At 72.9% G+C, this 15,750-nt stretch carries 1 protein-coding gene and 3 pseudogenes; all 4 read left to right on the top strand.

What is annotated here, in order from left to right; translation table 11 throughout:
- Nucleotides 1-186: 186 nt before the first annotated feature.
- Nucleotides 187-585, top strand: a pseudogene (locus IF09_RS48745) (SDR family NAD(P)-dependent oxidoreductase); the annotation flags it as partial.
- A 210-nt stretch (nucleotides 586-795) separates the two neighbouring features.
- Nucleotides 796-1,140, top strand: a pseudogene (locus tag IF09_RS48750) (acyl carrier protein); the annotation flags it as partial.
- A gap of 266 nt (nucleotides 1,141-1,406) precedes the next feature.
- On the top strand, nucleotides 1,407-12,095 hold the full coding sequence (locus IF09_RS0139265; RefSeq protein ID WP_063607483.1) for a type I polyketide synthase: 10,689 nt from the start codon (nucleotides 1,407-1,409) through the stop codon (nucleotides 12,093-12,095).
- 56 nt (nucleotides 12,096-12,151) lie between these two features.
- A pseudogene (locus IF09_RS48755) lies at nucleotides 12,152-15,750 on the top strand (type I polyketide synthase); the annotation flags it as partial.

The raw sequence follows: 15,750 nt of genomic DNA on the forward strand, positions 1-15,750 counted from the left end.
CGTGCCGCCCAGGCCGAGAACCCCGACCGGATCGTCCTGGTGGACACCGACCCCGCTGCCGAAGACGCCGCGGAGCTGGTGCTGGGTGCGGTGCTGGCCTGCGGTGAGCCGCAGATCGCGGTCCGCGGCACGGTCCTCTCCGCCCCCCGGCTCGTCCGGGCCGCCACCGAGGCCCCGGACGCTCCGGTGTTCGGACCGGAGGGGACGGTCCTGGTCACGGGGGGTACCGGGTCGCTGGGCGGTCTGGTGGCCCGGCACCTGGTCTCCCGGCACGGCGTACGGCACCTGGTGCTGGCCAGCCGTCGGGGTCCGGATGCCGAAGGCGTGGAGGAGCTGGTCGCGGAGCTGACCGAGCAGGGTGCCGCCGTCTCGGTGGTGGCCTGTGACGTGGCCGACCGCGGCCAGGTCGAGGCCCTGCTGGCATCGGTGCCGGCCGAGCACCGCCTGGCCGGCGTCGTGCACACCGCCGGTGTGCTGGATGCCGGAGTGATCGAAACGGTGACCCCGGAGCGGCTGGCGAGGGTGTTCGCACCCAAGGTGGATGCGGTGCGGCACCTGGACGAGCTGACCCGGGGCCTGGAGCTCGAGGCGTTCATCGCCGGCATGGCGGCCAACACCGACGACCTCACCAGGAACCGGATGAACCGGCGTGGCGGTCTGCAGGCGATGCCGTTGGCAGAGGGCATGGAGCTGTTCGAAGCCGCTCTGGGGTCCGCACAGTCGCTGCTGGTGCCGGCCAAGCTGGACCTGCGGGGCGTGCGCGCCGACGCGGCGGCCGGGGGCGGCGTACCGCACATGCTGCGCAGCCTGGTCCGGGTCGGCCGGCAGCAGGCGCAGGCGGCGGACACCGCCGACGAGGGCCGCAAGCTGTACGACCGGCTGGTCGCCCTGACCGCCGCCGACCAGGCGAAGGTCCTCCTCGACCTGGTGCGGACTCAGGTGGCGGCCGTGCTCGGACACGCCGGGCCGGAGAGCGTGCGGACTGATATGGCGTTCAAGGACGCGGGCTTCGACTCGCTCACGTCGGTGGAATTGCGCAATCGACTGCGTGAGGCGACCGGTCTGAAGCTTCCGGCCACGCTGGTATTCGACTATCCGGCTCCGCAGGCCCTTGCCCGTCATCTGCACCAGGAATTGCTGCCGCCCAACGACGCAATTGAGACGGAAGTGGATGAAGAGCGACTGCGGAACGCACTCGTGTCCCTCCCGCTGGCCCGGTTCCGGGAAGCGGGATTGATGGAAGCCCTGGTCAAGCTGGTAGCCCGCGGCGATGGCGAACCGGAAATGGTCGGGATCGACAACGCCGACGAGGAGAGGGCGATCGCCGAGCTGGACGTCGATGACCTCGTGCAACTGGCGCTCGGCGAATAAGAACCTTCGAACCGCGGAATGATTGGGGCAATCAAGTGAGTGCGTCGTATGAAAAGGTCGTCCAGGCGCTGAGGAAGTCGCTGGAAGAGGTCGGCTCGCTGAAGAAGCAGAACCGCCAACTCCTCGACGCTTCCCGTGAGCCGATCGCCATCGTGGGCATGGCGTGCCGACTGCCCGGTGGCGTGGCGGGGCCGGAGGACCTGTGGCAGATGGTGTCCGAGGGCCGGGACGCGGTCTCCTCCTTCCCCGAGGACCGTGGCTGGGACCTGGAGGGCCTGTTCGACCCGGACCCGGAGCGTGCGGGTACCTCGTACACCGACCAGGGCGGCTTCCTGCACGAGGCGGGCCTGTTCGATGCGGGGTTCTTCGGGATCTCGCCGCGTGAGGCGCTGGCGATGGACCCGCAGCAGCGGCTGCTGCTGGAGGCCTCCTGGGAGGCGCTGGAGCGGGCGGGCATCGACCCCGTCTCGCTCAAGGGCACCGACGTCGGGGTGTTCTCCGGGGTCTTCGGCCAGGGCTATGTCGCTCCGGGCGCCAGTGTGGTGACGCCCGAGCTGGAGGGCTTCGCGGGCACGGGCGGCTCGACGAGTGTGGCGTCCGGCCGCGTGTCGTACGTGCTCGGTTTCGAGGGCCCGGCGGTTTCGGTGGACACCGCGTGTTCGTCCTCGCTGGTGGCGATGCACCTGGCGGCGCAGGCACTGCGGCAGGGCGAGTGCTCGATGGCGCTGGCCGGCGGCGCGACGGTGCTGGCCTCGCCCGGCGTCTTTGCGGAGTTCTCCCGCCAGCGTGGCCTGGCCGCCGACGGCCGGTGCAAGGCGTTCGCCGATGCCGCGGACGGCACGGGCTGGGCCGAGGGCGTCGGCGTGGTCGTGCTGGAGCGGCTGTCGGTGGCGCGGGAGCGCGGGCACCGGGTGCTGGCGGTGCTGCGCGGCAGCGCGGTCAACCAGGACGGCGCGTCGAACGGTCTGACGGCGCCGAACGGTCCTTCGCAGCAGCGGGTGATCCGCGGGGCGCTGGCCAGCGCCGGGCTGGGGTCGGCGGACGTGGACTTGGTGGAGGGTCACGGCACGGGTACGGCCCTGGGTGACCCGATCGAGGCGCAGGCGCTGCTGGCGACGTACGGCCAGGGCCGCGACGCGGAACAGCCGCTGTGGCTGGGCTCGTTGAAGTCGAACATCGGTCACGCGCAGGCGGCTGCGGGTGTGGCCGGTGTGATCAAGATGGTGGAGGCGCTGCGGCACGGCGTGATGCCTCCCACGCTGCACGTGGACGCGCCCACGACCGAGGTGGACTGGTCTGCGGGTGCGGTGGAGCTGCTGACCGAGGCCCGGGAGTGGCCGCGGAACGGCCGGCCGCGCCGCGCCGGCGTGTCCGCGTTCGGTGTCAGCGGCACGAACGCGCACCTCATCCTGGAGGAGGCGCCGCCGGAGGAGGCGGAGCAGGACTCCGGCGAGGCGCTGCCCACTGGCGTGGTGCCGCTGGTGGTGTCCGCGCGGACCCCGGGTGCCCTTGCGGCTCAGGCCGGGCGGCTGGCGTCGTTCGTCGAGGGCGCCGAGGGAACGTCGACGGCGGACGTGGCCGGGGCCCTGGTCTCGGGCCGTGCGGTGCTGGGCGAGCGTGCGGTCGTCGTGGCCGGCTCCGCCGAGGAGGCGCTGGCCGGTCTGCAGGCGCTGGCGCGCGGTGAGGACGCGGCCGGCGTGGTGTCCGGCAGTGCCACTGCTTCGGGCAAGGTCGTGTGGGTGTTCCCGGGCCAGGGCTCGCAGTGGGCCGGCATGGGTCGTGAACTCCTCGACTCGTCCCCGGTTTTCGCCGAGCGGATCGCCGAGTGTGCGGCCGCACTCGAGCCGTGGATCGACTGGTCGCTGATCGACGTACTGCGCGGCGAGACGGAGCCCGAGCTCATGGAGCGGGTCGACGTGTTGCAGCCGGCCAGCTTCGCCGTGATGGTGGGCCTGGCGGCGGTGTGGGCGTCCGTGGGCGTGGAGCCGGACGCGGTGCTCGGCCACTCCCAGGGTGAGATCGCCGCCGCTTGCGTCGCGGGTGCGCTGTCGCTGGACGACGCGGCGCGCGTGGTGACGCTGCGCAGCCAGGCCATCGCCAAGGACCTGGCCGGCCGCGGCGGCATGGCCTCGGTGGCCCTGAGCGCGGACGAGGCCGTTGCGCGTCTTGCCCGGTGGGCGGACCGCGTTGAGGTCGCCGCGGTCAACGGGCCGTCGTCCGTGGTGATCGCCGGTGATGCCGAGGCGCTGGACGAGGCCCTCGAAGCACTGTCCGGCGAGGGTGTCCGAGTGCGTCGGGTCGCGGTGGACTACGCCTCGCACACCCGGCACGTGGAGGACATCCGGGAGGCACTCGCCGAAGCGCTGGCCGAGGTGACTGCTCTGGCGCCGGCGGTGCCGTTCTACTCGACCGTCACGGGTACGTGGGTGTCGGACGCCGACGTCCTGGACGGGGCGTACTGGTACCGCAACCTTCGGGGCCAGGTGGGCTTCGGGCCGGCCGTGGCCGAGCTGCTGGCGCAGGGCCACGGGGTGTTCGTGGAGGTCAGTGCCCATCCGGTGCTGGTCCAGCCGATCACCGAGACCGTCGACAAGACCGACACCGGCACCGATGTGGTGGTGACCGGCTCGCTGCGCCGTGAAGACGGCGGTCTGCGCCGCCTGCTGGCCTCGATGGCCGAGCTCTTCGTCCGCGGTGTGGCCCTGGACTGGAGCGGTGTCCTGCCCGCCGGGGCCGTGTCCGCACACGTGGACCTGCCGACGTACGCCTTCGAGCACCGGCACTACTGGCTCGAGGCGGTCGGGTCGGCCACGGATGCGGCCTCGCTGGGCCAGACCACGGCCGATCACCCGCTGCTGGGCGCGGTGGTGCGCCTGCCGCAGTCCGATGGGCTCGTCTTCACCTCGCGGCTGTCGCTGAAGTCGCACGCCTGGCTGGCCGATCACGCGGTGAGCGGTGTGGTCATCGTCCCCGGTACCGGGCTGGTGGAGCTGGCCGTCCGGGCCGGCGACGAGGCCGGATGCGGGCTGCTGGAAGAGCTGGTGATCGAGGCCCCGCTCGTGGTGCCCGAGCACGGCGGCGTACGTGTACAGGTCGCCGTCGGCGGTCCGGGCGAGAACGGTTCGCGCACGGTGGAGGTGTACTCCCAGCGCGAGGACGCTGCCGACGAGGCCGGCGCGGACGTGTGGACGCGGCACGCCACCGGGCTCCTGGCGGCATCGCCTGCGGCCCGCGGGACGGACTTCGACTTCGCCGCCTGGCCCCCGAAGGGTGCGCAGCCGGTCGAGGTCGGGACCTTCTACGCCGACCTGCTCGAGCGCGGCTACGCGTACGGTCCGGCCTTCCAGGGCCTGCGGACGGTGTGGCGGCGCGGAGACGAGGTCTTCGCCGAGGTCGTCCTGCCCGAGGAGCAGAGCAAGGAAGCCGGCAGGTTCGGCATCCACCCGGCGCTGCTCGACGCGGCCCTGCAGGCCGGTACGGTCGGCGCCGCGGCGGGCACGGCAGAGGCGGAGGAAGCCGGGGAGCCGGTGCTCGCGTTCGCGTGGAACGGGCTGGCGCTGCACGCCGCGGGCGCCTCGGCCCTGCGCGTACGCGTGGCGCCGGGCGGCCCGGACGCGCTGTCGTTCCAGGCTGCCGACGAGACCGGCGGCCTGGTCCTGACCCTGGACTCGCTGGTGTCCCGGCCGGTCTCCGCCGAGCAGCTGGGCGGTGCGGCGGACGCCGCGGTCGCCAACTCGCTGTTCCAGGTGGAGTGGAGCGAGCTGCCCCAGGTCCAGGCCGAGCCCTCGCTGTCGTGGGCGCCGGTGGCCACCGCTGACGAGGTGACGTCGCTGGCCGAAGGCATGGCTGCCGTCCCCGGCGCATCGCTGGCGGCGGTCCTGGAAGCCGTCGGCGAGGAGGACGGCGGCGAGGACGCGGTGCTGGCTCTGACCTCCCGTGTGCTGGGGGTCCTCCAGGCGTGGCTGGCCGGCGAGGGGCTCGAGGAGTCGCAGCTGGTGGTGGCGACTCGGGGTGCGGTGCCCGCCGGTGGCGGCGCGGTGACCGACCCCGCGGGCGCCGCCGTGTGGGGTCTGGTGCGCGCTGCCCAGACCGAAAGCCCCGACCGCATCATCCTGGTGGACATCGACCCCGCTGCCGAAGGCGGCACGGATTCGGTGATGGACACGGTGCTGGACTCGGTGCTGGCCTGCGGTGAGCCACAGGTCGCGGTGCGCGGCACCACCTTCTCCGTGCCCCGGCTGGCCCGTACCACCGCTCACGTTCCGGGCGTTCCGGCGGTCTTCGGCCCGGAGGGAACCGTCCTGGTCTCCGGCGCCGGTTCCCTGGGTGGTCTGGTGGCCCGGCATCTGGTCTCCCGGCACGGGGTGCGGCACCTGGTGCTCGCCAGCCGTCGCGGCCCGGACGCCGACGGGGTGCAGGAACTGGTCGCCGAACTGACCGAGCAGGGTGCTGCGGTGACGGCGGTCGCCTGCGACGTGTCCGACCGCGGCCAGGTCGAGGCCCTGCTGGCATCGGTGCCGGCCGAGCACCCCCTCACCGGTGTGGTGCACACGGCGGGCGTGTTCGACGACGGCTTGATCGGGGCGCTGACCCCGGAGCGGCTGGCGGGGGTGTTCGCGCCGAAGGTCGATGCGGTGCGGCACCTCGATGCACTGACCCGAGGCCTGGACCTCGACGCATTCGTCGTCTTCTCGTCCGTCGCGGGTCTGTCCGGAGGCGCCGGCCAGGGCAACTACTCGGCGGCGAACGCCTTCCTGGACGGGCTGATGAGCAACCGCCGGGCGGCGGGCCTGCCGGGCCTGTCTCTCGCCTGGGGCCTGTGGGACCAGACCCTCGGCATGGCCACGCACCTCAGCACCGTCGACCAGGCGCGTGCGAGCCGTAGCGGTGTGCTCGCGATATCGGCGGCGGAGGGCATGGAGCTCTTCGATGCCGGTCTGGTGTCCGGGCAGGCCCTGCTGGTACCGGTCAAGCTGGACCTGCGCGGGGTGCGTGCCGACGCGGCGGCCGGTCGCGGCGTACCGAACCTGCTGCGCGGCCTGGTCCGCGCGGGCCGCCAGCAGGCGAGCGCGGGAGGCGCCGCCGAGGAGGGCCGTCAGCTCTCCGACCGGCTGGCCGGGCTCGCCGCGGAGGAGCAGGAGGCCCTGCTCCTCGAGCTGGTGCGTACCCAGGCGGCGGTCGTGCTCGGGCATTCCGACTCGGGCAGTGTCCGTGCGGAGACGGCGTTCAAGGACGCCGGGTTCGACTCGCTGACGTCGGTCGAGCTGCGGAACCGGGTGCGTGAGGCGACCGGTCTGAAGCTTCCGGCCACACTGGTCTTCGACTACCCGACCCCGCTGGCCCTCGCCCGCTATCTGCGCGAGGAGTTCGGCGACGTGGCGCCCGCGCCGGTGGAACCGACGGTCGTGGCGGCCGACACGGGTGAGCCGCTCGCGATCGTGGGTATGGCGTGCCGCCTGCCCGGCGGCGTGGCGGACCCCGAGGACTTGTGGCGGATGGTGTGCGAGGGCCGCGACGCGGTGTCCTCCTTCCCCGACGACCGCGGCTGGGACCTGGAGGGTCTGTTCGACCTGGATCCCGACCACGCGGGTACGTCGTACACCGACCAGGGCGGCTTCCTGCAGGGGGCGGGCCTGTTCGATGCGGGGTTCTTCGGGATCTCGCCGCGTGAGGCGCTGGCGATGGACCCGCAGCAGCGACTGCTGCTGGAGACCTCCTGGGAGGCACTCGAAGCGGCCGGCATCGACCCGGTCTCGCTGAAGGGCACCGACGTCGGCGTGTTCTCCGGCGTCTCCAGCCAGGGCTACGGGACCGGCACGGTCGCGCCGGAGGTGGAAGGTTTCGCGGGCACGGGGCTGGCGCCGAGCGTGGCGTCGGGCCGGGTGTCCTACGTGTTCGGCTTCGAGGGCCCGGCGGTTTCCGTCGACACGGCGTGCTCGTCGTCCCTCGTGGCGATGCACCTGGCCGCGCAGGCGCTGCGGCAGGGCGAGTGCACGATGGCGTTGGCCGGCGGCGCGATGGTGATGTCGACGCCCGGTGCGTTCATGGCCTTCTCCCGGCAGCGCGGCCTGGCCGCCGACGGCCGGTGCAAGGCGTTCGCGGACGGCGCGGACGGCATGGGGCTGTCCGAGGGCGTGGGCGTGGTGCTCCTCGAGCGCCTGTCGGTGGCGCGGGAGCGCGGGCACCGGGTTCTCGCGGTGCTGCGTGCCAGTGCGGTCAACCAGGACGGCGCGTCGAACGGCCTGACCGCGCCCAGCGGTCCGTCGCAGCAGCGGGTGATCCGCAAGGCGCTGGCCAACGCCGGGCTCTCCCCGTCCGACGTGGACGTGGTCGAGGGCCACGGCACGGGTACGGCCCTGGGCGACCCGATCGAGGCGCAGGCGCTGCTCGCCACCTACGGCAAGGGCCGCGACCCGGAACAGCCGCTGTGGCTCGGTTCCCTGAAGTCGAACATCGGCCATGCGCAGGCTGCTGCGGGTGTGGCCAGTGTGATCAAGATGGTGCAGGCGCTGCGCCACGGCGTCATGCCCCCCACGCTGCACGCGCAGAAGCCGACGACCGAAGTGGACTGGATGGCGGGTGCGGTCGAGCTGCTGACCGAGGCCCGCGAGTGGCCGCAGAACGGTCACCCGCGCCGGGCCGGTGTGTCCTCGTTCGGTGTCAGCGGCACGAACGCCCACCTGATCCTGGAGGAAGCGCCCGCCGAAGGGACTGAGACCGTCGCGCAGGCGCCGGCGCCTGCCGGTGTGGTGCCGCTGGTGGTCTCGGCGCGGACCCCCGGTTCGCTCGCGGGCCAGGCCGGGCGGCTGTCGGCCTTCGTCGACGGCACCGACGAGGTGTCGCTGGCGGACGTGGCCGGAACGCTGGTCACGGACCGTACGGTCTTCGGCGAGCGCGCGGTGGTCGTCGCGGACTCGGGCAAGGAAGCACTGGTCGGTCTGCAGGCGCTGGCGCGCGGTGAGAACGCGCCGGGTGTGGTGGTCGGCAGTGCCACTGCTCCGGGCAAGGTCGTGTGGGTGTTCCCCGGCCAGGGGGCGAGCTTCGCGGTGATGGTCGGTCTGGCCGCCGTGTGGTCGTCGGTGGGCGTGGAGCCGGACGCCGTGCTCGGCCACTCGCAGGGTGAGATCGCCGCGGCTTGCGTCGCGGGTGCGCTGTCGCTGGACGACGCGGCGCGCGTCGTGGCGCTGCGCAGCCAGGCCATTGCGAAGGATCTGGCCGGGCGTGGGGGTATGGCTTCGGTGGCGCTGAGCGCGGACGAGGCGGTTGCTCGTCTGGTGCCGTGGGCGGACCGCGTCGAGATCGCCGCGGTCAACGGCCCGAGCTCGGTGGTGATCGCCGGTGACGCCGAGGCTCTGGACGAAGCGCTCGAAGCACTGTCCGGTGAGGGCATTCGGGTGCGCCGGGTCGCCGTGGACTACGCCTCCCACACCCGGCACGTGGAGGCCCTTCGTGACACGCTGGCCGAAGCGTTGGCGGGCGTCACCGCGAAGGCGCCGACCATGCCGTTCTACTCGACCGTCACGGGTACGTGGGTGTCGGACGCCGATGTCCTGGACGGCGCGTACTGGTACCGCAACCTGCGCGGCCAGGTGGGCTTCGGTGCCGCCGTGGCCGAGCTGCTCACCCAGGGCCACGGGGTGTTCGTCGAGGTCAGTGCCCACCCGGTGCTGGTCCAGCCGATCACCGAAACCGTCGACAAGACCGACACCGGCACCGATGTGGTGGTGACCGGCTCGCTGCGCCGCGAGGACGGAGGCCTGCGCAGGCTGTTCGCCTCGATGGCCGAGCTGTTCGTCCGCGGTGTGGCCGTGGACTGGACCGGGGTTCTGCCCGCCGGAGCGGCGTCCGCCCGCATCGACCTGCCGACGTACGCCTTCGACCACCAGCACTACTGGCTGCACCTGGCCGAGGCGGCCACCGATGCGGCCTCGCTGGGCCAGGCGGCGGCCGATCACCCGCTGCTGGGCGCGGTGGTGCGCCTGCCGCAGTCGGACGGTCTGGTCTTCACCTCGCGACTGTCCCTGAAGTCGCACCCCTGGCTCGCCGATCACAGGGTCGGCGGTGTGGTGCTCCTCCCCGGCACCGGACTCGTGGAACTGGCGGTACGCGCCGGTGACGAGGCCGGGTGCGGGCTGCTGGAAGAACTCGTGACCGAGGCCCCGCTGGTGGTCCCCGACCAGGGCGGCGTACGCGTACAGGTCGCCGTCGGCGGTCCGGGCGAGACCGGCTCGCGCACGGTGAACGTGTACTCCCAGCGCGAGGACGCCGTCGGCGAGAGCGGCGCGGACGTGTGGACGCGGCACGCCACCGGGCTCCTGGCGGCGTCGCCCGCGACACAGGGAGCGGCGCAGGAGTTCGACTTCGCCGCCTGGCCGCCTCCCGGCGCACAGCAGGTGGACATCAGCGGTGGCTACGACATGCTCGCGCAGGTGGGGTACGCGTACGGTCCGGCGTTCCAGGGCATGCGGGCCGTGTGGAGGCGCGGCGAGGAACTCTTCGCCGAGGTCGCCCTGCCCGAGGACCAGCGCAAGGATGCCGGCAGGTTCGGCCTCCACCCCGCGCTGCTGGACGCGGCCCTGCAGGCCGGGATGTTCAGCGCCGCGGCGAGCACGGCGGCGGAGGAATCCGCGGAACCGGTGATGCCCTTCGCATGGAACGGGCTGGCGCTGCACGCCGCGGGTGCCTCGGCCCTGCGGATCCGCGTGGCTCCGAACGGCCCCGACGCGCTGTCGGTCAAGGCCGCCGACGAGACCGGTGGCCCCGTGGTGACGCTGGACTCGCTGGTCCTGCGGCCGGTGTCCGTCGAGCAGCTGGGCGCGGCTGCGGACACCGCGGTCGCCAGCTCGCTCTTCGAGGTGGAGTGGTCCGAGCTGCCCCAGGCCCCGGGGACGGAGCTGTCGCCGTCGTGGGTGCCGGTGGCCACCGCTGACGAGGTGGCGGCCCTGGCCGGCGGCGCAGGAGTTCCGGCCGCGGCCGTCCTGGAAGCCGTCGGCGGCGCCGACGAGGACGCGGTGCTGGCGCTGACCTCCCGTGTGCTGGAGGTCGTACAGGCGTGGCTGGCCGATGCCGGGCTGGAGGAGTCCCGCCTGGTGGTCGTGACCCGGGGTGCGGTTCCCGCCGGCGACGGTGCGGTGACCGACCCGGCCGGATCGGCGGTGTGGGGTCTGGTGCGTGCCGCCCAGGCCGAGAACCCCGACCGGATCGTCCTGCTGGACACCGACCCCGCTGCCGAAGGCCGCACGGACTCGGTGCTGGATTCCGTACTGGGTTCGGTGCTGGCCTCCGGCGAGCCGCAGATCGCGACGCGCGGAACCATCCTCTCCGTACCCCGGCTCGTCCGGGTCACCGGCGAGGCCCCGGACGCCTCCGTGGCGTTCGGACCGGACGGGACCGTCCTGGTCTCCGGCGCCGGGTCGCTGGGCGCGCTGGCGGCCCGGCACCTGGTCACCCGGCTCGGCGTGCGGCACCTGCTGCTGGCCAGCCGTCGGGGTCCGGATGCCGACGGTGTGCAGGAGCTCGTCGCCGAGCTCACCGAACTGGGTGCTGCGGTCTCGGCGGTCGCCTGTGACGTCTCCGACCGTGACCAGGTCGAGGCCCTGCTGGCATCGGTTCCGGCCGAGCACCGGCTGTCCGGTGTGGTGCACACCGCGGGCGTTTTCGATCCGGGTGTGGTCGGGGCGCTGACCCCGGAGCGGCTCGCGGGGGTCTTCGCGCCGAAGGTGGACGCGGTCCGTCACCTCGACGAACTGACCCGCGGAACGGACCTCGAAGCCTTCATCGTCTACTCCTCCGCATCGTCCATCTTTATGGGAGCTGGTAGTGGTGGCTACGCGGCGGCCAATGCTTTCCTGGACGGGTTGATGGCCTGCCGCCGGGCGGCGGGCCTGCCGGGTCTGTCGCTGGCCTGGGGCCCGTGGGAGCAGGTCACCGGTCTGGGCGACAGCATCGACGACCTCACCCTGACTCAGATGAGCCGGCGTGAGGGACGTGGGGGAGTCATGGCGCTCAAGTCCGCCGAGGGTATGGAGCTGTTCGGTGCCGCCGTGGGGTCCGGACGGGCGCTGCTGGTGCCGGTCAAGCTGGACCTGCGGGGTGTACGTGCCGACGCCGCGACCGGTGTCGGGGTGCCGCACCTGCTGCGCGGGCTGGTACCGGCCGGGCGGCAACTGGCGAACGCCGGGGGCACCGGCAACGAGGGCCGTCAGCTGTCCGACCGGCTGGCCGGACTCACCGCGGCGGAGCAGGAGACCCTGCTCCTCGACCTGGTGCGTGCTCAGGCCGCGGTCGTGCTCGGGCATTCCGACTCGGGCGGTGTCCGTGCGGAGACGGCGTTCAAGGACGCCGGGTTCGACTCGCTGACGTCGGTGGAACTGCGGAACCGGGTGCGTGAGGCGACCGGTCTGAAGCTTCCGGCCACGCTGGTCTTCGACTACCCGACCCCGCTGGCCCTCGCCCGCCACCTGCGCGAGGAGTGCGGCGTCGACGAGGCGTCAGCCGCCGATCCGGTGCTGGCCGGTCTCGCCGGCCTGGAGGCGTCCATCGAGGCCGCGGCTTGCGATGACGAGGCCCGCGACCGGATCACCGTACGGCTGCGGGAGCTGCTGAAGGCAGCCGAGTCGGCGGGCGGGCCCGCTGCGGCGGCGGGAACGGCGGACACGTCCAACGAGGATCTCGAAACCGCTGACGACGAGGAGCTGTTCGCGATCTTCGACCGGCTCGACTGAGCCGGACCCCGTACGGCCGGGCCCGGGTGGGCCCGGCCGTACTGCCCGCACACACGGTGCGGGGACCCCCCCTCAGCAATCGCTCACTCAAATTTTCCTTGGAGCTGAATCCAGTGGCTGACGAGGCACAACTCCGCGACTACCTCAAGAGGGCCATCGCCGACGCCCGCGACGCCCGCAAGCGGCTGCGCGAGGTCGAGGACCAGGCGCGGGAGCCGATCGCCATCGTCTCCATGGCGTGCCGCTACCCAGGTGGTGTGTCCTCGCCCGAAGACCTGTGGAAGCTCGTGGCCGACGGGGTCGACGCCGTCTCCGGGTTCCCGGACGACCGCGGCTGGGACCTGGAGGGCCTCGTCGACCCGGACCCCGACCACGCGGGTACGTCGTACACCGATCAGGGCGGCTTCCTGCAGGGGGCGGGCCTTTTCGATGCGGGGTTCTTCGGGATCTCGCCGCGTGAGGCGCTGGCGATGGACCCGCAGCAGCGGCTGCTGTTGGAGACCTCCTGGGAGGCGCTGGAGAGCGCCGGCATCGACCCGTTCTCGCTGAAGGGCACCGACATCGGGGTGTTCTCCGGGGTGTCCGGCCAGGGCTACGGTGCCGGTGCCGGTGTGGTGACGCCGGAGGTGGAGGGTTTCGCGGGCACGGGAGCGGCGTCGTGCGTGGCGTCGGGCCGTGTGTCGTACGTGTTCGGTTTCGAGGGCCCGGCGGTTTCGGTGGACACGGGGTGTTCGTCGTCGCTGGTTGCGATGCACCTGGCGGCGCAGGCGCTGCGCCAGGGCGAGTGCACGATGGCACTGGCCGGCGGCGCGATGGTGATGGCGACACCCGGCTCCTTCATGGCCTTCTCCCGGCAGCGCGGCCTGGCCACCGACGGCCGGTGCAAGGCGTTCGCGGACGGCGCGGACGGCATGGGCCTGGCCGAGGGCGTGGGCGTGGTGCTTCTCGAGCGCCTGTCGGTGGCGCGGGAGCGCGGGCACCGGGTTCTCGCGGTGCTGCGCGGCAGTGCCGTCAACCAGGACGGCGCTTCCAACGGCCTCACGGCTCCGAACGGTCCCTCACAGCAGCGGGTGATCCGCAGGGCGCTGGACAGCGCCGGGCTCTCCCCGTCCGATGTGGACGTGGTGGAGGGCCACGGCACGGGTACGGCCCTGGGTGACCCGATCGAGGCGCAGGCGCTTCTGGCCACCTACGGCAAGGGCCGCGACCCGGAACAGCCGCTGTGGCTCGGCTCGTTGAAGTCGAACATCGGTCATACGCAGGCTGCTGCCGGTGTGGCCAGTGTGATCAAGATCGTGCAGGCACTGCGCCACGGAGTGATACCCTCCACGCTGCACGTCCAGGAGCCTTCGAGCCAGGTGGACTGGTCTGCGGGTGCCATCGAGCTGCTGACCGAGGCCCGGGAGTGGCCGCGCAGCGGCCGGCCGCGCCGGGCCGGTGTGTCCTCGTTCGGTGTCAGCGGGACGAACGCTCACCTGATCCTGGAGGAGGCGCCGCCGGAGGAACCGGAGCAGGAGCCCGGCGAGCAGCAGCCCGCCGGTGTGGTGCCGCTGGTGGTCTCGGCGCGGACCCCCGGTTCGCTTGCGGGTCAGGCCGGGCGGCTGGCGTCGTTCGTCGAGGGCGCCGGTGAGGTGTCGCTGGCCTCGGTGGCCGGAACGCTGGTGTCGGGCCGTACGGTCTTCGGCGAGCGTGCGGTGGTCGTGGCCGGGTCGGGCGAGGAGGCGCTGGCCGGTCTGCAGGCGCTGGCGCGCGGTGAGAACGCGCCGGGTGTGGTGGTCGGCAGTGCCACTGCTCCGGGCAAGGTCGTGTGGGTGTTCCCCGGCCAGGGGCAGACCCCGACCTCATCGAGCGGGTCGACGTCCTGCAGCCGGCGAGTTTCGCGGTGATGGTGGGTCTGGCGGCGGTGTGGGAGTCGGTCGGGGTCAGGCCCGATGCGGTGCTCGGCCACTCCCAGGGCGAGATCGCCGCCGCGTGTGTGGCGGGCGCGCTGTCGCTGGAGGACGCGGCACGCGTCGTGGCCCTGCGCAGCCAGGCGATTGCGAAGGACCTCGCCGGGCGTGGCGGTATGGCCTCGGTGGCGCTGAGCGCGGACGAGGTGGCCATACGGCTCGCTCCGTGGGAGGACCGGGTCGAGGTTGCGGCGGTCAACGGCCCGACCTCGGTGGTGATCGCCGGTGACGCCGAGGCTCTGGACGAAGCGCTGGAGGCACTGTCGGGCGACGGCGTCCGGGTGCGTCGGGTCGCGGTGGACTACGCCTCGCACACCCGCCACGTGGAGGACATCCGCGAGGCGCTCGCCAAGACGCTGGCCGGGATCGCCGCGAAGGCCCCGACCGTGCCGTTCTACTCGACCGTCACGGGTACGTGGGTAGCCGACGCCGACGTCCTGGACGGGGCGTACTGGTACCGCAACCTTCGGGGCCAGGTGGGCTTCGGTCCGGCCGTGGCCGAGCTGCTGGCGCAGGGCCACGGGGTGTTCGTGGAGGTCAGTGCCCATCCGGTGCTGGTCCAGCCGATCACCGAAACCGTCGACGACGACAACGGCACCACTGCCCATGTGGTCGTGACCGGTTCGCTGCGCCGTGAAGACGGCGGTCTGCGACGGCTGTTCGCGTCGATGGCCGAGCTGTTCGTCCGGGGCGTGGCGCTGGACTGGAGCGGTGTGCTGCCGCGGTCGGCGGCTTCCGTTCGCGTGGACCTGCCGACCTATGCCTTCGACCACCAGCACTACTGGCTCCACGCGGACGAGTCGGCCACCGATGCGGCGTCGCTGGGCCAGACGAGGGTCGAGCACCCGCTGCTGGGCGCGGTGGTGCAGCTGCCGCAGTCGGACGGGCTCGTCTTCACCTCGCGGCTGTCGCTGAAGTCGCACCCCTGGCTGGCCGATCACGCGATCGGTGGTCTGATCCTCGCTCCGGGCACCGGGCTCGTGGAGCTGGCGGTTCGGGCCGGTGACGAGGCCGGGTGCGGGCTGCTGGAAGAGCTGGTGATCGAGGCCCCGCTGGTGGTGCCCGAGCACGGCGGCGTGCGGGTGCAGGTCGCCGTCGGCGGTCCGGGCGAGAACGGTTCGCGCACGGTGGAGGTGTACTCCCAACGCGAGGACGCTGCCGACGAGGCCGGCGCGGACGTGTGGACGCGGCACGCCACCGGGCTCCTGGCGGCATCGCCTGCGGCCCGCGGGACGGATTTCGACTTCGCCGCCTGGCCGCCGCCCGGCGCGCAGCCGGTCGAGCTGGACGCCGATGACTTCTATGCCGACCTGCGCGAGCGCGGCGTCGCGTACGGGCCGTCCTTCCAGGGCATGCGGGCGGTGTGGCGGCGCGGCGAGGAGCTCTTCGCCGAGGTGGCCCTGCCCGAGGAGCAGCGCAAGGACGCCGTCAGGTTCGGTCTCCACCCCGCGCTGCTGGATGCGGCCCTGCAGGCCGCGACGTTCGGCGCCGCTGCGGGTGCGGCGGAGGAGGAGCCCGGGGCTCCGGTGCTGGCGTTCGCGTGGAACGGGCTGGCGCTGCACGCCGCGGGCGCCTCGGCCCTGCGGGTGCGCGTGGCGCCGAGCGGTCCGGATGCCCTGTCCGTCGAGGCGGCCGACGAGACCGGTGGCCTGGTGGTGACCCTGGACTCGCTGGTGTCCCGGGCGGTGTCCGCCGAGCAGTTGGAG

Origin of the sequence: Streptomyces katrae (assembly GCF_000717655.1) — a bacterium.
In the GTDB taxonomy this organism is placed as follows: domain Bacteria; phylum Actinomycetota; class Actinomycetes; order Streptomycetales; family Streptomycetaceae; genus Streptomyces; species Streptomyces katrae_B.